The organism is Actinomadura monticuli (assembly GCF_041463655.1).
Lineage (GTDB): Bacteria > Actinomycetota > Actinomycetes > Streptosporangiales > Streptosporangiaceae > Spirillospora > Spirillospora monticuli.
In genome coordinates this window covers 1-19,798 of sequence record NZ_JAXCEI010000033.1, presented here as the reverse complement: position 1 = coordinate 19,798, position 19,798 = coordinate 1, and the positions used below count along the sequence as shown (strand labels likewise).

The following is a 19,798-nucleotide window of genomic DNA, read 5'->3' as shown; positions in this document are numbered from 1 at the left end:
TGGGCTACCGGGACCTCTGGTAGCTCCTGACCGAGTAGGTCGCCAGCGCCACCGTCGCGGCGGTCAGGGCCAGGAGCCAGGCGCCGTGCAAGGCGGCCGAGGACCAGTCCGGGTCGGCGGACAAGGTCGCGCGCGCGGCGTCGAGGGCCCAGCTCACCGGGTTGGCGGCGGCCACGTGCCGGATCCAGGACGGCATCAGGTCCTCGGCCATGAACGCCGACGACAGGAACGTGAGCGGCAGCAGCAGCATCACGTTCAGCCCGATGATGGCGTTGCGGTCCCGCACGAGCAGCGCGAGCGTGTTCGACAGCGCGGCGAGGACGACGCCGATCAGCACGGAGGCCGCGACGAGGACCGCGAGGCCGGCGGGCCGGCCGGGGTAGTCCGCGCCCGCGGCCCAGCCCAGCAGGATGATCACCACGGACTGGAAGGCCGTGCTGAGGGCCTGCTCGACGACGCCGGCGTTCACGATCGCGCCGCGGCGCACCGGGGTGACGAGGAAGCGGTCGAGGGTACCGCGCTCGATCTCGTCCATGGTCGCCATCCCGGCGAAGGAGTTCAGCGACACCGCGTTCATGACCACGACGCCGGGCACGATGTAGTCGAGGTAGGACGACGCGCCGAACCCGGGGAGCTCGGCGACCTTCTGGAACAGCCCGCCGAACAGGAACAGCCAGATGACCGGCTGCGACAGCGTCAGCACGAGGACGGCGGGGTTGCGCAGCAGCGCCGACAGCCGCCGGTGGGTCATCCACCAGGTTCCGGCCGCCAGGTCCGCGACGGGCGGCGCGCTCATCGGGCACCTCCGGCGGTGACGGGCTCGGCGGCGGCGAGGCGGCGGCCGGCGTAGCGGAGGTAGACGTCGTCCAGGGACGGCCGCGCGACGGCCGCCGCCGCGGCCGGGACGCCCGCCCGGTCGAGGGCGGCCAGGACGGCCGGGACGGCGGCGGCGCCGTCGGCGGTCCGGGCGCTGAGGCGCGGCCCGTCCAGGACGATCTCGCGGACGCCGGGCAGCCGCCCGAGCGCCTCCCGCACCAGCGGCTCGGGGGGCGCCTCCCGCCATTCGACGTGGACGGCGTCGCCGCGCAGCTCGCCCTTGAGCGCGTCGGGCGTGCCGGCCACGACGACGCGGCCGCGGTCGACGATCGCGAGCCGCCGCGCGAGCCGGTCGGCCTCGTCCAGGTAGTGGGTGGTCAGCAGGATCGCGAGGGCGTCGTCGCCCGCGAGCCGGGCGATCTCGGCCCACATGGACGCGCGGGCCTCGGGGTCGAGCCCGGTGGTGGGCTCGTCGAGGAACAGGACCTCCGGCCGGTGGACGAGCCCGAGCGCGACGTCGAGGCGCCGCCGCATCCCGCCCGAGTAGGTCTTCACGGCACGGCCCGCCGCCTCCTCCAGGCCGAACCGGGCGAGCAGCTCGGCGGACCGGCGGCGCGCCCGCGTCCCGGACAGGCCGTACAGGCGGCCTTGCAGGACCAGGTTGGCGCGGCCGCTCGCCTCCGGGTCGGCGCCGGACCTCTGCGACACGACGCCGATGACGCGGCGGACCCGGTCGGGCCGGCGCAGGACGTCGTGCCCCGCCACGGCGGCGGTGCCCGCGTCCGGCCGGACCAGCGTGGTGAGGATCTTGACGGTGGTGGACTTGCCCGCCCCGTTGGGGCCGAGCAGCCCGAGGATCTCGCCCGGCTCGACCGTGATGGACAGGCCGTCCAGGGCCCGGACGTCGCCGGGATAGTTCTTCACGAGGCCCGCGGCCTCGATGGCGTGCGCCATGCTCTTCCTCCGTGCAGCGCGACATGCTCGACGGAGGGGTCCCGGATAGGCTGGAGTCGCGTGCTCGCCGCCAGGCCCCGCTCCGCGTGGGTTCTCGGTGGTGGGTTCTCCGGCCCGGCGGCGGTGTTGCCGCACCGCCGCCGGGCCTTTCGCGTCGGCTATTCCTCGGGGGCTCCCCTCTCCGCCAGCTCGGCGAGTTCGGGCGGGATCTCCCCGGTCTCGTGGTAGGCCCGCCAGCTGTCGAGGCCCGGCAGCGTGCCGTCCTCGAGTTCGGCGAGGAAGCCCCGCACCCACCCGGCCTCCGCGCACCTGATCGCCAGGTCGAACTCGTCCTCGACCAGGAAGACGCGGGGCACCTCCGCCGCCGCGGCGAGCGCGGCCCGGTCGTCGGCGATCCGCCGCTCCAGCGCGTCCAGGCGCCTGCGCAGCAGCTCGGCCGTCTCGTCCGGGGCGAGGGCGCCGAGGACGGACAGCCCGGCCTCGAACCGCGGCACCTCACGCTCGGGCACCGCGATCAGCTCCCGGACCCAGTCGGCGAGTTCCGCCATCCCCGCGTCGGTGATGCGGTAGATGGTCCGCTCGGGCCGCGCCCCTTCCCGGACGCTCCCCTCGACGGCCAGGAACCCGTGCTTCTCCAGATTCCTCACCACGGTGTAGAGCGAGCCCCACTTGATGTCCATGTCGCGGTCCTTGCCGCGGGCGCGCATCACGGCGGCCATCTCGTACGGGTGCATCGGCTTGGTCACGACGGTGGACAGCACGGCGAGCCCCAGAAGGTTGCTCACCTTCCGCCGCTTGGCCATCCCATGCTCCCTCGTGAACGAGTACTCGTAAACGAGTATAGGCATCGCGCTTCGCCTCGTCCATACCGATCCGCGAGTCGCGGTAAGGGGTAGGGATCGGGCGTGGACTTCTCCAGTGCGGCCGGCGAGCTCTACGGCGTCCGGCCGGCGGACTTCGTGGCGACGCGGAAGCGGCTCGCACGGGAGGCGAAGGACGGCGGCGACGCCGCCCTCGCCAAGCGGATCGGCGCGCTGCGGCGCCCCACGCTGTCGGCGTGGGCGGTGAACCTCCTCAGCCGGTCCGCCGCCGGCGAGCTGGGACGCCTGCTGGACGTGGGAACCGAGCTGCGGTCGGCGTGGGGCTCCGGCGGCGGCCTCCGCGACATCGAGCAGCGCCGCGCGCGCCTGGTCGCCTCGCTCGTGCGCACCGCGGGCGAGCTGGCGGCCGAGGCGGGCGGCGCGCTGCGGGAGCAGGCGGTGCGCGAGGTCGAGGACACCCTCCAGGCCGCCACCGTGGACGAGGCGGTCGCCGAGGAGGTCCGCGAGGGGCGGCTGCCGCAGCCGCGCAGCCACACGGGTTTCGTCCCCGCCGGCTTCCCCATGGCGCCTCCAGAGGGCGGGGAACGCGCGGAACCGGGGCCCGAGGAGGCACCCGCCGAGGAGGAGAGGCGGCGGCTCGAGCGGCCCGAGCGGCCGAAGCCGGAGGGCAGGGCGAAGGAGAAGGCGACCGTCACGCGGACGAGCGCGGCTCGGGCCCGCCGGGCGGAGACGTTGCGCAGGCGCGCCGAGGAGGCCGAGCGCAAGCTGGCGGAGCGCGCCGACCGGGCGGCCGAGGCGAAGCGGGCGGTGCAGGAGGCGTCCGCCGAGGTGGGGCGGCTCCGCCACGAGCTGGACCGGGCCGTCGCCGACCGCGACGCGGCCTCGCGCCGGGCGGAGCGGGCCGAGCAGAACCGGGCGCGGGCGCAGGAGGCGGCGCGCGAGGCCCGCACGGCCGCCGCCGAGGCCCGCCGCGCCGCGGACCGCGACGCACGTCACAGCTGACGCCCGGCCTCGCAGCGAACCGGATGTTCGGGATGAAGTAGGTTCGACTAGAACGTGATTCGACGATCAGAGGGGGCACGCGGTGACGGCACCGGTCGTGGAGCAGCCGACTGACTGGACCGAGCCGGGCGCCCATACGGTGGTGCCGGGGGTGCACCGGATCCCCCTGGCGCTGCCCATCCCGTCGCTGCACGCCGTCAACGTGTACGTCATCGAGGACGACGAGGGCCTCGTCGTCGTCGACTCCGGCTGGGCCATGCCCGACACGCGCGCGTCGATGGAGACCGCCCTCCGCGCGCTCGGCCACGGGCTCGCCGACGTTGCGCAGTTCCTCGTCACGCACGCGCACTGGGACCACTACTCGCAGGCGCTCGCGCTGCGCGAGTCGTTCGGGACGCGGGTGCGCATCGGCCGCGGCGAGCAGGCGTCCATCAGGGCGTTCGACCGGAGCCGCGGCCTGCATCCGCGGCAGGTCGAGCTGCTGCGCCGCTGCGGCGCCGGCGACCTGGCCGCCGAGATCGCGGGCATGCCGGTGGAGCGTTCCGAGCGCGACGTCCCGCACACGCTGCCGGACGCCTGGCTGGACGATGGGGAGCGCATCGCCCTGACCGGGCGGGGCCTTGACGTGTTCGCCACGCCCGGCCACACGCGCGGCCACATCGTCATGCGGGACGCCGCCGCCGGGCTGCTGTTCGCGGGCGACCACATCCTGCCGCACATCACGCCGTCCATCGGGCTGGAGACCGAGCCGGAGCCGAAGCCGCTGCGCAGCTACCTGGAGTCGCTGCGGCTGGTCCGCGGCATGCCGGACACGCTGCTGCTGCCCGCGCACGGCCCGGTGCGGCCGAGCGTCCACACCCGGGTCGACGAGCTGCTGGAGCACCACGCCGAGCGCCTCGACGCCGCCGCCGCGCAGGTCCGGGCGGGCCGCGGCACGGCGTTCGAGGTCGCCGAGGCCATGCCGTGGACGCGCCGCAGGCGCAGCCTGAGCGACCTGGACGCGTTCAGCCGGATGCTGGCGGTCCTGGAGATCGAGGCGCACCTGGACGTCCTCGCCGACCGGGGCGTCCTGGACGCCCACGAGGAGGGCGGCGTCCGCCGCTACGCCCCACGGCGCTGACCCCGGCCCCGGCCGCCCGATCACCACCGGGTTACGCTGATCCTCCGTTCTCCCGGCCGAAGGAGCGGCGATGACGCTCGCCCCCGAGTTCACTGCGATCACGTCCCCGGAGGAGCTGCGCGAGCTTCTCGGCGCGCCGATGCGGCGGGCGATCGACAAGGAGCGCCGCACGCTGCACGCCCGGGACCGGGAGTGGCTGGCGCGCTCCCCGTTCTGCCTGATCTCCACCAGTGACGCGGCCGGCGGCTGCGACGTCTCCCCCAAGGGCGACCCGCCCGGGTTCGCGCACGTCATCGACGACACGACGATCGCGATCCCGGACCGTCCCGGCAACCGCCGCGCCGACGGGTTCATGAACGTCCTGAGCAACCCGCACGTCGGGCTGATCTTCCTGGTCCCCGGACGCGGCGAGACCCTGCGGATCAACGGCCGGGCCACGCTGCTGCGGGACGCGCCGTTCTTCGACGAGATGGTCGTCAGGGGCCACCGCCCGGCCCTCGCCCTGGTCGTGGACATCGAGCAGATCTTCTTCCACTGCGCGAAGGCCCTGATGCGCTCGAAGCTCTGGAAGCCGGAGACCTGGGAGCCGGACGCGCTGCCCTCGCACGCCCGGATCGTCAAGGACCTCCAGTACACCGAGGAGGACCTGGAGCAGCTGGAGCGCTACTACTCCGAGGGCAACTACTCCAAGAAGCTCTACGGCGCCTGACGGCGGCCGGTCGGGACCCCCGCGCGCGGCGCGCGGGGGTCGAGAACGGTGCGGGCCGGTCAGCCGCTCTTGCGGCGGAACTGGCGCTGGTGATCGGCGCGGTCGTGCTTGCCGCGCACCTTGGAGCCGCTCCTGCCGGACGAGCCGGCGTTCTTGCCCGCCGCTCCGCGCTTGCGCTCCAGGGCCTCCCGGAACCTGCGCTTCACGTCGTCCTCACCGTCGGCGGGTTCTCCTGACGAGTCGGCCATGCGGACCTCCAGCTCTCTTAGGGGCACCCCCAGCCTCACACACCGCGGGGCCGAACGGCCATCCGCCCCCACCCGGAAGATCATCTTGGGAGATTCCACCGCAAATCACGCCAGGGGTGATCGATCTCTCCTATGGTTTGTGCACGTGGAGCCCCAGACGCCGCAGGCAGACCCCGCCCCCGCACACCCGCCGCTGGAGGCGCTCGCCGTCCAGCCGCTGCTGAACCGCGACTACGAGTCCCGCCCCGCCGTCTTCTACGAGCGGCTGCGCGGGGAGTACGGGCCCGTCGCGCCGGTGGACGTCCTCGGCGTCCCGGCGTGGCTCGTCATCGGCTACGCGCAGACGCTCGACATCCTGCGCGACACCCGCGGCATCTGGAGCAGGCGGGTCGAGAGCTGGCGCCGGTACCGGGAGGGCTCCGTCCCGGCGGACTGGCCGATGCTGCCCGTGGTGGAGTCGGACAATTCCGGGTTCCGGGACGGCGCCGACTCCACCCGGCTCCGCAGCGCGTGGAGCGAGGGCCTGCGGCCGTTCCAGGACCGCACCCGGCCCGAGGCGAAGTCGCTGGAGCGGGCGATCCGCCGGTACGCCGACGAGCTGATCAGCGTGCTGTCGGAGAACGGCGGGCCGTCCGGCTGGGCCGACCTGTCCGCCCAGTACGCGCGGCCGCTGCCGCTGATGGTGATCGGGCGGCTGCTCGGCACCGGCGGGAACGGCGGGAACGCCGACGACGAGCTGATCATCGACCTGTGGCGGGTGATGGACGCCGGGCCGGAGGCCCAGGAGGCGTCCGCCCGGCTGGTCGCCCGGGTCGCGGACGTGTGCGCGGCGCGGGTGGCCTCCCCCGGCGCCGACCTGCCGTCCTACATGCTCGCGGCGGTCCCGGACCTGACCGCCGAGGAGCTGACCCGCGAGATGGCGATGATGACCGGGCTCGTCGGCGACGTGACGGGAACGCTCATCTGCAACACCATCACCGAGGTGCTGATCGGCGAGACCGGGGCCCGCGACAGCATGTCGGCCGGGATGATCCAGGAGGCGATCAACCGGGCGTCGGCGGCGAACCCGCCGATGGCCAACCTGTCGTTCCGGTGGGCGAAGTCGGACGTCCGCATCGGCCGGTTCCAGATCGCGGCCGGCGACCCGGTCATGGTGTCGCCGGCCGCCGCGCACCTGGACCCGGCGTTCACCGCGTCCACGACGCCCGACTCCATCTACAGCTCCCGCGCCCACCTGGCCTGGAGCGCGGGGCCGCACGCCTGCCTCGGCCGCGACCTCGCCACGACGATCACGATGATCGCGGTGGAGCGGCTGTTCGACCGGTTCTCCTCGCTGCGGCTGGCGCTGCCCGCCGACCAGCTCCCGTGGCGCTCGTCCCCGCTGATGCGCGGCCTGCGGTCGCTGCCGGTCACCTACGAGCTGGCCGGGGGCGCGCCGGAGCCGCGGCCCGCCGCGCCCGCCGAGGCCGAGGAGGCCCCGGAGGAGACGGCGGCGGACGAGGGCGGGGCGGACTCGATGGTGCGGCGCGTCCTGCGGCTGATGCGGCTGTCGTAGGCCCGCCGGGCGCCGGGTTCCGCATGATCGGCCGCATGTTTGGACCCGGCCGCCTGGGAACGTTCCCCCCGGTAGGCGCGCAGGGAGGACGAACGATGCCAGAGATGAGCGGCAAGCACGGCCCCAAGGCCGATGACGAGATCGCCCGGGAGACGCGCGGCATGGTCAGCGGCGGGCATTCCACGCACGCCGAGGAGTTCAAGGAGCCCGAGCCGTTCTCCGACGACTACCCGGCGGACCCGGACGCGCCCGCCGCCGGGGACCGCGAGGGCTCCCCGCCCGGGATGAGCGCGCAGGACGTCGAGGGCCGCAGCGCCCTCGCCCGGATGCTCACCGGCGTCCGGTACCCGGCCCGCCCGAACGAGCTGATCCGGCACGCCGCCGAGGGCGGCGCCCCCGACGACGCCGTCGAGCGGCTGCGGACGCTGCCGAAGCGCGAGTACGAGAACGTCGCGGACGTCGCCGAGGAACTCGGCTACGGCCGCGAGGAGCGCCGCTACTGACGGCCGCCGCCCGCCGCGCCGCCGGCGGCCCCTAGCGGCCCGTGCCGTCTGCCATCTCACGTCCTCCGATCGTCGTCGCTCCCCGGGGCGTTCCCGATCCGGCGCGGCTCGTGGACGGCCCGGTCGGCGGGCTGTCCGCACCGGTGGCTGAGGGCGTCGCGGATCTCCGCCGCGCGCAGGTCCGGCGCGGTCTCGTCGGTGGCCCAGGCGATGTAGCCGTCCGGTCGCACCAGCGCGGTCGTGCGGGTCGCGCCGCCGGCCGGCGCGCAGTGCAGCCGGCCCGCCCACCGTTTGGTCGCCAGGTAGGTCACGGCCGGGTCGTTCGCCGCGACGACCAGTACGAACCTGCCGTCGCCGAGCAGCTCGTACAGCCGGCCCGGGCTTCCGGCGAGGGGGACGTCCGGGGCGCGCCGCCCAGCCAGCCGGTGCGATCCGCGCGGCGCCGGATAGCCGATGCCGATGCCCGACACGGCCGCGGCCATCCGCCGCGCGACCGGCCGCCAGTGGGTCGCGGCCCACGCCGCGGCGCCGCGCGCCGCGCGCACCCGGCGCGGTTCGGCGAGCGCGAACCGCAGCAGCGCGCCGCTGCCCCGCAGGACCTGTCGCCCGACCGGGTACCGCTCCTCGTGGTAGCTGTCGAGCAGCCATGAGGGCGCCCAGCCCCGCAGCTCGGCGGCGAGCTTCCAGCCGAGGTTCGCCGCGTCCTGCAGCCCGGTGTTCATGCCCTGCCCGCCCGCCGGCGAGTGGACGTGCGCGGCGTCCCCGGCGAGGAACACCCGTCCGGTCCGGTATCTGGGGACCTGACGTTCGTCGCTGTGGAACCGGGACGTCCAGCGCGGGTCGCGCATGCCGTGGTCGGTGCCGAGCGCGCGGGCGGTCACCTCCCGCAGCTCCGCCATGTCGACGGGCTCGGAGTCGGGCGCCTGGTGACGGCGGTTCCACGCGATCACCCGGTACCAGCCGTCGCCGAACGGCGCGATGAAGGCGAACGCGTCGCCGACCGCGCCGACCGTCAGGACGTCCGCGGGCGCCTCGTCGAGCCGGACGTCCGCGAGCATCACCGACCGCACCGCCGACCGGCCGGGGAACGGCAGCCCGAGCTCCCGCCGGACGGTGCTGCGGACCCCGTCGGCGCCCACCGCGTAGGACGCGCGCCGCGTCGCGGTCCCGCCGCCGGCCGTCCGGACGTCGACGTCCACGCCCGCCGCGTCCTGGCGGAGGCCGACGACCTCGGCACCGTGCACGATCTCCGCGCCGGCCGCGAGCGCCCGTTCCCGCAGGACGCGCTCGGTCTCGTACTGCGGTGTGACGAGGACGAACGGGAAGCGGCCGGGCAGCAGCGACAGGTCGAGGGAGGTCGCGCCGAGCAGCCGCAGCGCGCCGACCCGCCGGCCGGTCGCGATCAGCTCGTCGGCGACGCCGCGCACGTCCAGCGCTTCCAGGGTGCGGGCGTGCACGGCGAACGCCCGCGTCAGGGTGCTCGTCTCCGCGGGCCGGCGCTCCAGCACCGTGCAGCCGATGCCCGCCGCGGCCAGGTCCCCCGCGAGCAGGAGCCCCGTCGGGCCCGCCCCCACGATCAGCACGTTCCCGGTGGGTCTGCCGGCCGGCCTCCCAGTGGGCGCCATCACGCTCCCCTCTCGACGGACGGCCGGGGTCCGGCCCTCGCCCAGGGAACACTTCCCCGGAACCGCCTCGCATCACGCCGCCGGGAGGCCCGATGCGGCAGGGGTTCTCAGCCCTGGACGCGGCTCCTCCGGCCGGCCCATTCCCGCTCGCGGAGCTGGAACTTCTGGATCTTCCCGGTGGACGTCTTGGGCAGCTCGGTCACGAACTCCACCGAGTCGGGCGCCTTGTAGCGGGCGAGGCTCGTCCTGACGTGCTCGATCAGCTCGTCCCCGGTGACGTCGCGCCCGTCGCGGAGCACGACGAAGGCCTTCGGACGCTCGCCCCACGTGTCGTCCGGCACCGCCACGACGGCGACCTCCAGCACGGCGGGGTGCGAGTCGATGGCCCGTTCCACCTCGACCGTCGAGATGTTCTCGCCGCCGGAGATGATGATGTCCTTGGACCGGTCGCGCAGCTCGACGTAGCCGTCGGGGTGGCGGACGCCGAGGTCGCCGGAGTGGAACCAGCCGCCCCGGAACGCCTTGGCGGTGGCCTCCTCGTCCCGGTGGTAGCCCTTCATGACGTTGTTGCCCCGCATGACGATCTCGCCGAGCGTCTCCCCGTCGGCCGGGACGTCGTCCATGTCGTCGTCGACGACGCGGAGCCCGTCCGTCTGGACCATGCCGACGCCCTGCCGGGCCAGCAGCCGGGCGCGGTCGCCTGCGGCGAGCTGCGGCCAGCCGGGCTGCGGCTCGCACACCGAGTACGGCCCGTAGGTCTCCGTCAGCCCGTACACGTGCACGATGTCCGCGCCGAGCCGCTCCATCTGCCCGATGATCGTCGGGCTCGGCGGGGCGCCCGCCGTCGTGACGGTCAGCGGGCGCTCCAGCGGATGCGCCTGCGCCGCATTCGCGATCGCCACGAGCACGGTGGGGGCGCCGTTCAGATGCGTGACGCCCTCGGTGCCGATGAGCCGCCAGATCTCGCCGGCGTCCACCGCGCGCAGGCACACCTGCGTCCCGCCGACCGCGGCGAGCGCCCACGGCGTGCACCAGCCGTTGCAGTGGAACATCGGCAGCGTCCACAGGTAGACGCTCTCGGGCGTGTGCCGCGAGTGCAGCACCTCGCCGAGCGCGTTCAGGTAGGCGCCGCGGTGCGTGTAGACGACGCCCTTGGGACGTCCCGTGGTGCCGGACGTGTAGTTGATGGAGATGGCGGCGTTCTCGTCGGCCGCCTCCCAGGGCAGCGGGTGGTCCGAGCCCCGGGCCAGCAGCTCGGCGTAGCCGATGCCGCCCACCGCCGGGTCGTCGTCCGCGCCGTCCGCCGGGACCGTGACGACCTGCGGCAGGCCGTCCGCCACCGGCGCGACGGACGGATGGAGGCCCGCGTCCACGATGAGGGCCTTCGCCCCGGAATGCTCCAGGATGTAGCGGATCTCCGCGGGCGCGAGGCGCGTGTTGATCGCGACGAGGACCGCACCGGCCAGCGGCACCGCGAAGTGGGCCGCGAGCAGCTCCGGGACGTTCGGCGCCAGGTAGGCCACGCGGTCTCCGGCCCCGATCCCGGACGCCCGCAGCGCGTTCGCCAGCCGCGTCACCTCGGCGGCGAACTCGGCGTAGGTGGCGCGGCGGTCTCCGTGGACGTAGGCGGGCTTGTCCGGGAACACGTCCGCCGACCTGCCGAGGAACGCGAGCGGGGTGAGCGCCGTGTAGCCCGGGCCGTTGTCCATCGGGAGCCTCCGGTGCCGTCGGGTTCGACCTGCGAATCAAGGATCGCACGCACCCGCGCTCCCCACGTGGAGCCGGACCCTAGCGCGCGTTGCGCGTCAGGATGGAGACGGCCTTGACGGTCGCGTACCCGCGCCACTCCAGCTCGGCGGCGGGCGAGTAGGAGGCGAAGTCGACGCGCCAGCCGCCGTCGTCCCGCTGCTCGTCGTCGAGGCGCCGCAGCTCGGAGGCCACGATGCCGTCCGCGAACAGGGCCCGGACGGGACGGTCCGGGTAGGGCGCGAAGTCGAGCGGCCGCATCATCTCGTCCTCCAGCCCGCCCTGGACGTGGACCAGACCGCTCTCCGGGATGTGCTCGCCCAGCAGCGCGAGGGCCTCGGTGTCGTGGACGGCGTCGGCCAGCCACAGCGCGAACGCCAACTCCAGGGCGTGTAGCTCGTCCTTCGCGCGCATGGCGTCCAGGCAGTAGCGGGTCGCGCGGTCGACCCAGGGGTGCTCGGCGACCGCCTTGTCGTGGACGGCGACGCGCTGCGCCGTCGCCGCGACCACCGCGGTGATCTGGAGCGACGGCACCCGGGGGTCGGCGCCCGCCCAGAACGGCGCGCATCCGGCGGGGTCGGGGACGTGCAGGCCGAACGGCAGGCCGCCGTCCGGCAGGGTCACCGACTCCAGCCAGTCGCAGAGCGCGACCGCCTCCGGGGCCGTGGCGGGTGCCAGCTCCTCGAAGACCTCGAACGCGTGCAGCGCGGGGCCGGGCTGGCTCGTCCGCGACCGCAGGTCGGGTTCCAGTCCGTGGCCGTAGCCGCCGTCGGGGTTCCGGTAGGCGTTGAGCGCGGCGAGCAGCGCCGCGCGGTCGCCGCCGCCGGTCAGCAGTTCGAAGCGCCGCCGGTCGAGCGGGCGCGCGTGCATGGCCATGAAGTCGGACGCCTTGGTCAGGTTCATGACTCCAGCCTGACCGCCGGCTCCGCACCCGTCTTGTAGGTTTCGGCCATCACCGGGTAAGGACCAGGGCGCGATGGCGAGGCCGTCGGGACGTTCGCGGGCGTCCGCGTCGCGTCCGGCGGGGGCGACGAACACCTCGGCGCCCTCGGGCAGCTCGGTGCCCGCGATCGCCACCCGGCCGTGATCCGCCGGAAGCCCTGGACCGCCATGTCGCGGCCCGCCGCCTTTCGACGGCCGCGAGGGATGCGGCCGGGCCGTACTCCACGGGCCCTCCAGCGGTGCGGTCGTTCCCACCGCAGGGCCGGAAAAGGGGAATGCGCCCGTTGACCCGTCCCGCCTAGCCTGGCCGGATGCACGTGAGTTTCGAGCGGACGGGCGAGCACCGCTACGCCACCGTCGTCACGCTGCCGGGGCGGCACCCCCGCCGGATGGACCCGGCGCCGGGCTACGACGACCACATCCCGCACGACCTCGTCCACTATCTGACGGAGGCGGAGCTCGGGCTGACGTCCGGCGTCTTCGGGCGGGCCGCGGCGGGCGGCGGGGACTTCACCGAGACGGCCGAGGTCCCCGGCGACCCGCGCCGGCGCGCCCGCGCGCAGCGCCGCCTGAAGAAGCGCGAGGCGTCGCTGAGCCGCGCGGACCGCAGCGACATGGCCCGATCCGAGCACATCGCCGGCCTGTGCGACCTGGCCTGGAGGCGGCGCGCCGGCGCCCGGCCGCCCGCCTGGGCCGAGCACCGTCCGATACCGGCCGAGGACAGGCCCGCGATCGACCGCGTCCTCGCCCGGCTGGACGAGCTGGCGCCGCTCTGGCACGACCTCCCCGTCGGCGGCGCCCTCACCTTCACCTGGCCCCGGACGGCCCCGGACCCGGGCTAGCTAGCCCGCCCGCAGCGAGAGGCCGAGGGCCCGGAACTGCTCGACCGGGCGGTGGTAGCCCCGCTCGATGTGGTGCACGCCCCGGAGCGTGGACGGCCCCTCTGCGACCGCCGCCGCCAGCACCGCCGAGAACCCCGCCCGGATGTCGGGCATGGTCACGTCCCCGCCCCGGAGCTTGGTGACGCCCCGCACGACCGCCGAGTGCAGCGCCGCCGTGTCGTGGTACCGGCACGCCGGACCGCCCAGGCAGGTGTCGTAGACCTCGATCTCCGCGCCCATGCTCTGCAGCGCCGGGACGTACGCGAGCCGGTTCTCGTACACGGTCTCGTGCAGCACCGACATGCCCTCGGCCTGCGTGAAGAGCACCATCAGGGGCGTCTGCCAGTCCGTCGCGAACCCCGGATGGGTGTCGGTCTGCACCGCCGCGGGCCGCAGCCCGCCCGGCGCCGACGCCATGATCCAGTCATCGGTGATCTGGAACTCGGCGCCCATCCTGGTCAGCGTCGTGATCGCGGTGACGAGCCGGTCCTGCGGGCAGCCGTGCACCCGCACCTCTCCCCCGGTCACCAGCCCCGCGACCAGGTAGGAGAACGCCTCGATGCGGTCGCCGTCCAGCCGCGTCTGCGCGCCGTTCAGCCGCTCGACGCCCTCCACCACGATGCGCCGGTCCGGGGCGAACGAGATGCGCGCCCCCATCCGCTGCAGGAACAGCGCCAGCTCGATGATCTCCGGCTCCGTCGCCGCGTTCCGGATGACGGTCTTGCCCTGCGCCCGGACGGCCGCCAGCAGGACGGTCTCCGTCGCGCCGACGCTCGGATACGGCAGCTCGATGCGCGTCCCCACCAGCCGCGACGCCCGCGCGTGGATCCCGTCGGCCGCGTAGGTCATCTCGGCGCCGAACGCCCTCAGCGCGTCCACGTGGAAGTCGACCGGACGCCGCCCGATCGGGTCGCCCCCGACCATCGGCACGAACGCCTCACCCGCCAGATGCAGCAGCGGCCCCAGCATCAGGATGGGAATGCGGTTCAGCCCGGTGAACGCCTTCCCCACACTCGGATCCGACACCGGCCCCGGCACGACGGTCACGTCCCCGCCGGACCGCTCCACGCTCATCCCGACGTGCTCGAGCATCCCCGCCGTGATGCCGACCTCGCCGACGTCCGGCGCGTTGCCGATCGTGCTCGGCCTGTCCCCCAGCATCGCCGCGACCATGTGCTTGCTGACCGCGTTCTTCGCCCCCCGCACGGTGACGTCCCCGCGAAGCGGCCCCGACGGCTCGATCTGCCAAAGCTTCTCAGTCACCCGAGCAGCCTACGTCGTCCACGCCGTCCACCCCGCGAACTCACCGCAAACCGCCCACGAAGGCGCCGCGGCCGGCGAGGCACGGTTTCGTCCGTGGCTCTCCCCTCCATGTTGATCTACGCGATTGTGTTCTCGCGCGCTCTGGCAGGCGGCGCGGGAGACTCCGACGATGGCGGCACCCACCCCATCCCAGGAGTTCACATGCGCCTGAGGATCAGACAGGGACTGTGGGCCGCCGTAGCGGCCGCAGCCCTGGCAACGACCTCGCTGTCCGTCGTCCACGCCGCCGTCCCGCCGCCGACCGCCGCCCCGCTCGCCAAGTACGACATCAGCGCCGCCTACGTCAGCGGGGTGTCGTCCGGCGGATTCATGGCCAACCAGCTCCACGTCGCCTACTCGTCCCTGTTCCAGGGGGCCGGCGTCTTCTCCGCCGGCGCCTACGACTGCGCGCAGAACAGCCTGAGCACCGCGCTCAACGCCTGCATGGCCACCTACCTGCCCCGCAAGAGCCCCGCCCAGCTCGAGCAACTGACCCGCGACCGCGCCTCGGCCGGCACCGTCGACCCGGTGCGGAACCTGTCGGGCGACCCGGTATGGCTGTACCACGGCACGTCCGACACCACGGTCGCCCAGGCGGTCAACGACGACCTGGCCACGTACTACCGCGACCTGGGCGCGAACGTCGCCTACGACCACGGCTCCGCCGCCGGGCACGCCTGGATCAGCCCGATCGGCCCCGGCTCCTGCTCGGTCACCCAGTCGCCGTGGATCAACGACTGCGGCGGCGACTCCGTCAAGGACATGCTGACCCACCTGTACGGGACGGTGCAGCCGGCCGCCTCGTCCCTGACCGGCCGGCTGATCCAGTTCGACCAGAACGCCTACGCCCCCGGCGGCGACGCCACCTCCATCAGCATGGGCGACGAAGGATTCGCCTACGTCCCGCAAGCCTGCGAGCAGTCGTCCTGCAAGCTGATGGTCGCGCTGCACGGCTGCTACCAGTACTACGGCAACATCGGCGACACCTTCATGGCGAAGGCCTACCTCAACGAGTACGCCGACACCAACGCGATGATCGTCCTGTACCCGCAGGCCACCGCGTCGGGAGCGAGCAACCCGCGCGGCTGCTGGGACTGGTGGGGCTACCAGTCCGCCCAGTACCCGCTCAAGAGCGGTCCGCAGATGACGGCGGTCGTCAACATGGTCAGGGCCATGAGCCGCGACGGCGCCACACCGCCTCCCACCACGACCCCGACTCCCACGCCGACCCCGACCCCGACCCCGACGTCCACGTGCGTGACGGCGTCCAACTACGAGCACACCACCGCCGGAAGAGCGCACCAGTCCATGGGCTACGCCTACGCGAACGGCTCCAACCAGAACCTGGGGCTGTGGAACCTCTTCACCACCACCACCATCAAGGAGACCGATCCCGGCTACTGGGTGAAATGCTGACCCGATCGCATGCTGGGGCCTTGACCACCGTTCCCGTGGTCAAGGCCCTCATCGGTGCCCTGAGACCAACGTGCCCAACACCAGCCCGCCTCTTTCGTCCGGCCCTCGCTGTGGCACGTCGCCGGCAGCGGGCGCCCGCTGACCTGCCGCCGGGTGGGTGACCGGCTACGACGTCCGGCTCTCGGAGGCCACTCCGCTCACCGGGTCGGCGGGCATGAAGAGCCCGGTGACGGTGGCGATGACACGGGTGGTGGTGAAGGTGGCGGTTCCGGCCGCGAGCCTTCGTCCCACCCGCGTCGGAGTGATGGCGATCTCGACCCAGTCGCCCTGCCGCGCGACACCCAGCAGGTCGCAGGCGAGGTTGACGGTGACGAGCCGGGTCGGCGGATCGGTCTGGACGGCCAGGGCGTGCCCGATGGCCACGTCGCCGATGGCGGCGATCACCCCGCCGTGCAGGAGCCCCCGCGCATTCGTCTTCGGCCCGTCGACGGTGAAACCCGCCCGCAGGGGGTCGCTCGCGTGCCGGCGGAAGCCGCCGATGGCGGTGAGCAGCGGGCTGGGACGGTGCCACGGTACGAACTGCTCGTCGGCCATGGTGCCTCCAGGTCGGATCATGGTGCGGCGGCCGACGCGGCGGCCAGGCCGCGCAGCGCGGCGGTGAGGACGAAACGGAACCGGCGGTCGGCCGACTCCGGGCCGCTGCCCAGCAGCCCGGCCGATTCGTGGGCGACCAGCCCCTGCACGGTGGCGAACAACCCGATCGCGGTGTCCTTCGCCGAGCCCGGGGCGCGGGACGGGCCCAGCAGGACGGCGACGCGGCCGACGACGATCCCGTAGATCTCGTCGGCGGCGCGGACGTCCCGCGCGTCGGGACGAAACTCGGCGAACGGACGGGAGAACATGACCTCGTAGAGGTGGGGGCGCCTGGCGGCGAACGCGCGAACGGCCAGCGCCAGTTCGAGGACGTCCGCCTCGGCATCCCCCGTCGGCTCCAGTGCCCGCAGTTCCTGCGCGAGTTCGGCGAACCCCTCGGCGAAGAGCGCGCGGGCGAGACCGGCCTTGCCGCCGAACAACTCGTTCACCGCGGCCAGCGACGTCCCGGCCCCCGCGGCGACAGCGCGGGTCGTCACGGCGTTGCTCCCGCCCTCGGCCAGCAACCCCGCCGCGACCACGAGGACTTCACCGCGCAGCACCTCGGTGCGCGTCTTCCGCCGTCCCATGTCGTCAGCCTACCTCGTTTCAGATCAATGATCCAAAAAAACGTCCAGGCGACCCGTCCACAGCTAACGCGAGGCGGTGCCAGCCACCGGCCCCACCCGGGTCACGCGGCCCCCACTGGACTAGGGGTTCGTCTGGCGGCGATCGGCTGGCGGCATGCAACGGCCCGGCCGCCCGGCGTGAGAGCGGCTGGGCCGTTGCTGGTCAGCAGGTGCCGGGGGCCGGCTTTCCGGCGAAGCAGTCCGACAGGAAGGTCTGGACGTCATTGTTGCGGACGAGCGCCTCCAGCGCGTGTTCACCGATGGCGTCGCGAACGGTCCTGACGGTGGCGCCCTTCGCGCACCATGACTTGACGAGGGCGTTCGCCTGCCCGACGGGGACGATCTCATCTTTGTTCGCGTGGTAGTTGAAGACCGGCGCGGCGGGCGCGGCCGAGCCCATGGTGTTCTTCTTCAGCATCGCGGCCACCGACAGCACCGACAGCGGATCGGGGACGGTGCTGTAGTCGGCGAGTTTCCTGAACGGGAACCCGGTCAGGAGTTCGGTCACGCATTTGTTGCGCGCGTCCGCCATGGCCTGACGGCCCTTGTCGTTGAGCAGGTTCTGGATGCCCGCTTCGGGGAACTCGGCGTCGAGGCTGACGGTGGCGGCGGCTTCGAAGCCGGAGAACAGGCCGCCGTCCAGGGAGCGGGCCACCGCACCGGGGTCGGCGGGAGTGCCGCCCATGGTGACGCCGGCGAGTTCCACGTCCGGCGCGTAGGACGGCTGGAGCTCCGCGGCCTAGCCGGTGGCCTGGGCGCCGCCGGAGTAGCCGTTCAGCGCCCATTGGCTGCCGGTTCCCACCCCTCCGGTGCCGGAGTTCTTCACCGCGCGAATGCCGTCGAGGACGGCATGGCCCGCCTGCGGCCCCGCCATGAACACCGACTTCGGCCCTTCGAAGTCGGGCATGGCGACGGCCCAGCCCTTGTCGAGGAGCGGGGCGGCGAACACGACGGACGACGCGGCGACGAGCGACCCCGAGGAGATCCTGTAGGAGGGGGCGCACTGCGTACCGGCCGCCCAGCGAGGCCGGGCCGACGCATCGATGGCGGGACATCGCTCCCTGCGGCGTACTCCTGGCCAAGGCCCGACATCGCGTCATGCCGGGTGTATGAGCGTCTTGCGGGCGAACGAGCGCGTCCTAGAAGGACACCGCTCCGCCCGCTACAGGCGCCCAGACCTGGGCCTCCGGCCGGTCTCCCGCAACACGGCCGCTGGCAGAGCTGGCCCTTCCCCGGAGCCCCGTCCGGGGGACAGCGGCGCCCTCGTCACCACGAGCGGAGAGGTCCCGGAAGTGCTCCACAGCATGGGCGCATTGCACGGGTTCGGACGAGTTCTTCGACCCAGCGCCCGCACTCCGCCCAGGTGCCGCAGGAGCTGGCGGACACTCCATCGCAGGGACATGACACGCCTCTCGTCCTCGTCCCATACCGACAAGACCAGCGATTCCGCCTGGGTGATGAGCTCGTCAACAGGCGCTCATGGTCCCTGCCCGGCCAGGTTCCGCCGCCGGGCCGACATCCACCGCGGGGCCTGCGTGGTGGCCGCACCGGTGCAGATGTGTGGGTTGGCACCGGCGCGACCATGGCCCGACCGCAGTCGAACGGTCCAATCCTGCCCCAGCACAGGTTGCATGACCGTTGCGCCTTCACCTATCGGCGGCCACCGGTCAGCCCGACCGCCCAGGTGATCAGTGCGTCTATCCTCAAGTTCATGATCACTCCAGGGCGTGACTGGGAACGGCGCATGGCCGATCTCTGGGCCGTCTTCGACGACCACGAACCCGCCGACTTCCTCACGAAGGTCGGAGAGCTGACCGGAGAGCTGCCCGCCGGCCACCCGGTCGCCGAATACGAACTGGGGTCGGCCTACGACTCGATCGGCGAGGAGGCTGAGGCCGCCGCCCATTACAGGAACGCATTCGCCGCCGGACTGGACGAGGATCGCCGCCGCCAGGCCACAATCCAGTTCGCGAGCACCCTCCGCAACCTCGGCCAGGTCGAAGAGAGCGCAGCCCTCCTGACCGCCGAACGGGACGCCGCCTCGGACGAACTCGACGATGCCGTCACGGCGTTCCTCGCCCTCGCGCTCACCGACCTCGGACGCGAACGAGAAGCCGCCGGACTCGCGCTCCAGGCGCTCTCCCGCCACCTACCGCGCTACAACCGCTCCCTCTCCAACTACGCAAAGACCCTGATGGAACAGTGAACTAGCGCGGCACACGCCGAACGTCCACGCCATGCCGGTCGAGCACCCGTCGCGGTGCCAACCACCGCGCCCAGGCCGCGTGCCCCACCGTCCTGGAGGACGGACAGGTGGTTCCACTCCGACCGCCTCGCGAGGTACCGCCATCCAGCAAATCTCGGCAAGATGCGTCCAGCCAGCCATGACCGCGAGCGTGGCAGAACAGCGGCGAAGAGGCTGCCAGCGGCGTGCATGACCACAGAGCACGGTAGGCCGGCGGCCGACCAAGAACGCGTTCAATATCGGTGCACCCCACCGGCATCCATAGCAGCGACACGAGTGGGCATCTGGCACCAGAGACGCTTGCCGTGGGCCGCACTCACAGCACGGGTTACCCGACCGAATTGCTCGATCTGCTGCCGGAGCAGCATTCCGGCGGGCAGATCCAGCGGGCTGCGCTGGCCGCGGCGGTGCTGCCCGCGCCCAGCGTCTTGGTCGCGGACGAGCCGGCGGGTTCATTGGACGCCGAGACGGCCTACAGAGTTCCGTACGTGCGCGGCTTCTTCCAACCCCGATAAATCCCCGTAAATGAGAAAGGGCCCCGCCGGTGTCGGCGGGGCCCTTCCTGCAATATGAGTCCGGCGGTGTCCTACTCTCCCACACAGTCTCCCATGCAGTACCATCGGCGCTGAAGGGCTTAACTTCCGGGTTCGGGAT

The 19,798-nt window shown here is 73.2% G+C and carries 19 protein-coding genes, 1 rRNA gene and 1 pseudogene; 9 read left to right on the top strand and 12 right to left on the bottom strand.

The window, feature by feature from the left end:
* Positions 1–4: 4 nt before the first annotated feature.
* The 3 genes from SM611_RS37090 to SM611_RS37080 all read right to left on the bottom strand — a co-directional run bounded on the left by SM611_RS37090 (position 5) and on the right by SM611_RS37080 (position 2,573).
* Positions 5–796: an ABC transporter permease gene (locus SM611_RS37090; protein WP_371955091.1), complete on the bottom strand. Its 792-nt coding sequence runs from the start codon at positions 794–796 to the stop codon at positions 5–7.
* Positions 793–1,770, bottom strand: a complete 978-nt coding sequence (locus SM611_RS37085; RefSeq protein WP_371955090.1) for an ABC transporter ATP-binding protein — start codon at positions 1,768–1,770, stop codon at positions 793–795. The genes SM611_RS37090 and SM611_RS37085 overlap by 4 nt, the downstream gene beginning before the upstream one ends.
* Positions 1,771–1,928: 158 nt before the next feature.
* Complete coding sequence (locus tag SM611_RS37080) at positions 1,929–2,573, bottom strand: PadR family transcriptional regulator (RefSeq protein WP_371955089.1); 645 nt, start codon at positions 2,571–2,573, stop codon at positions 1,929–1,931.
* A 102-nt stretch (positions 2,574–2,675) separates the two neighbouring features.
* Here SM611_RS37080 and SM611_RS37075 point away from each other — a divergent pair, with 102 nt between their 5' ends.
* From SM611_RS37075 to SM611_RS37065, 3 genes are all read left to right on the top strand, one after another.
* Positions 2,676–3,593 (top strand): hypothetical protein, encoded by a 918-nt coding sequence (locus tag SM611_RS37075; protein ID WP_371955088.1) that lies wholly within the window; start codon positions 2,676–2,678, stop codon positions 3,591–3,593.
* An 82-nt stretch (positions 3,594–3,675) separates the two neighbouring features.
* Positions 3,676–4,713 carry an MBL fold metallo-hydrolase gene (locus SM611_RS37070; protein WP_371955087.1) on the top strand — a complete coding sequence of 346 codons (1,038 nt, stop codon included), beginning with the start codon at positions 3,676–3,678 and terminating at the stop codon, positions 4,711–4,713.
* Between the two features lie 70 nt (positions 4,714–4,783).
* Positions 4,784–5,422 carry a pyridoxamine 5'-phosphate oxidase family protein gene (locus tag SM611_RS37065; RefSeq protein ID WP_371955086.1) on the top strand — a complete coding sequence of 213 codons (639 nt, stop codon included), beginning with the start codon at positions 4,784–4,786 and terminating at the stop codon, positions 5,420–5,422.
* Between the two features lie 59 nt (positions 5,423–5,481).
* Here the strand turns inward: SM611_RS37065 and SM611_RS37060 are convergent, their stop codons facing one another.
* On the bottom strand, positions 5,482–5,670 hold the full coding sequence (locus SM611_RS37060; protein WP_371955085.1) for a DUF5302 domain-containing protein: 189 nt from the start codon (positions 5,668–5,670) through the stop codon (positions 5,482–5,484).
* A gap of 145 nt (positions 5,671–5,815) precedes the next feature.
* Here SM611_RS37060 and SM611_RS37055 point away from each other — a divergent pair, with 145 nt between their 5' ends.
* Entirely contained in the window at positions 5,816–7,225 is a 1,410-nt protein-coding gene (locus SM611_RS37055; protein ID WP_371955084.1) for a cytochrome P450, read from the top strand.
* A 95-nt stretch (positions 7,226–7,320) separates the two neighbouring features.
* Positions 7,321–7,728 carry a DUF2795 domain-containing protein gene (locus SM611_RS37050; RefSeq protein WP_371955083.1) on the top strand — a complete coding sequence of 136 codons (408 nt, stop codon included), beginning with the start codon at positions 7,321–7,323 and terminating at the stop codon, positions 7,726–7,728.
* A gap of 56 nt (positions 7,729–7,784) precedes the next feature.
* Here SM611_RS37050 and SM611_RS37045 read toward each other — a convergent pair whose 3' ends face one another.
* The 3 genes from SM611_RS37045 to SM611_RS37035 form a co-directional block, all read right to left on the bottom strand.
* Positions 7,785–9,353 (bottom strand): FAD-dependent monooxygenase, encoded by a 1,569-nt coding sequence (locus SM611_RS37045; RefSeq protein ID WP_371955082.1) that lies wholly within the window; start codon positions 9,351–9,353, stop codon positions 7,785–7,787.
* 107 nt (positions 9,354–9,460) lie between these two features.
* Positions 9,461–11,062 carry a long-chain-fatty-acid--CoA ligase gene (locus tag SM611_RS37040; RefSeq protein WP_371955081.1) on the bottom strand — a complete coding sequence of 534 codons (1,602 nt, stop codon included), beginning with the start codon at positions 11,060–11,062 and terminating at the stop codon, positions 9,461–9,463.
* Between the two features lie 79 nt (positions 11,063–11,141).
* Positions 11,142–12,176 (bottom strand): hypothetical protein, encoded by a 1,035-nt coding sequence (locus SM611_RS37035; protein WP_371955080.1) that lies wholly within the window; start codon positions 12,174–12,176, stop codon positions 11,142–11,144.
* Between the two features lie 176 nt (positions 12,177–12,352).
* Here SM611_RS37035 and SM611_RS37030 point away from each other — a divergent pair, with 176 nt between their 5' ends.
* On the top strand, positions 12,353–12,883 hold the full coding sequence (locus SM611_RS37030) for a hypothetical protein (protein ID WP_371955079.1): 531 nt from the start codon (positions 12,353–12,355) through the stop codon (positions 12,881–12,883).
* On the opposite strand, the gene murA is transcribed toward SM611_RS37030, so the two are convergent.
* On the bottom strand, positions 12,884–14,185 hold the full coding sequence (gene murA / locus SM611_RS37025) for a UDP-N-acetylglucosamine 1-carboxyvinyltransferase (protein ID WP_371955078.1): 1,302 nt from the start codon (positions 14,183–14,185) through the stop codon (positions 12,884–12,886).
* 201 nt (positions 14,186–14,386) lie between these two features.
* Here murA and SM611_RS37020 point away from each other — a divergent pair, with 201 nt between their 5' ends.
* Positions 14,387–15,640 (top strand): extracellular catalytic domain type 2 short-chain-length polyhydroxyalkanoate depolymerase, encoded by a 1,254-nt coding sequence (locus SM611_RS37020; protein ID WP_371955077.1) that lies wholly within the window; start codon positions 14,387–14,389, stop codon positions 15,638–15,640.
* Between the two features lie 165 nt (positions 15,641–15,805).
* On the opposite strand, the gene SM611_RS37015 is transcribed toward SM611_RS37020, so the two are convergent.
* The 3 genes and pseudogenes from SM611_RS37015 to SM611_RS37005 all read right to left on the bottom strand — a co-directional run bounded on the left by SM611_RS37015 (position 15,806) and on the right by SM611_RS37005 (position 17,848).
* Complete coding sequence (locus SM611_RS37015; protein ID WP_371955076.1) at positions 15,806–16,234, bottom strand: PaaI family thioesterase; 429 nt, start codon at positions 16,232–16,234, stop codon at positions 15,806–15,808.
* A 17-nt stretch (positions 16,235–16,251) separates the two neighbouring features.
* A complete protein-coding gene (locus SM611_RS37010) occupies positions 16,252–16,860 on the bottom strand; it encodes a TetR/AcrR family transcriptional regulator (RefSeq protein ID WP_371955075.1) in 609 nt (202 codons plus the stop codon).
* 202 nt (positions 16,861–17,062) lie between these two features.
* Positions 17,063–17,848 (bottom strand): annotated as a pseudogene (locus tag SM611_RS37005) (lipase family protein).
* Positions 17,849–18,481: 633 nt separating this feature from the next.
* Between SM611_RS37005 and SM611_RS37000 the strand changes: the two are divergent.
* The gene (locus SM611_RS37000; RefSeq protein WP_371955074.1) at positions 18,482–19,105 is read left to right on the top strand and encodes a tetratricopeptide repeat protein; all 624 of its coding nucleotides are present in this window, start codon (positions 18,482–18,484) and stop codon (positions 19,103–19,105) included.
* Positions 19,106–19,485: 380 nt separating this feature from the next.
* A complete protein-coding gene (locus SM611_RS36995; RefSeq protein WP_371955073.1) occupies positions 19,486–19,659 on the top strand; it encodes a P-loop NTPase family protein in 174 nt (57 codons plus the stop codon).
* Positions 19,660–19,717: 58 nt separating this feature from the next.
* On the opposite strand, the gene rrf is transcribed toward SM611_RS36995, so the two are convergent.
* Positions 19,718–19,798, bottom strand: a 5S ribosomal RNA gene (rrf, locus tag SM611_RS36990); the annotation flags it as partial.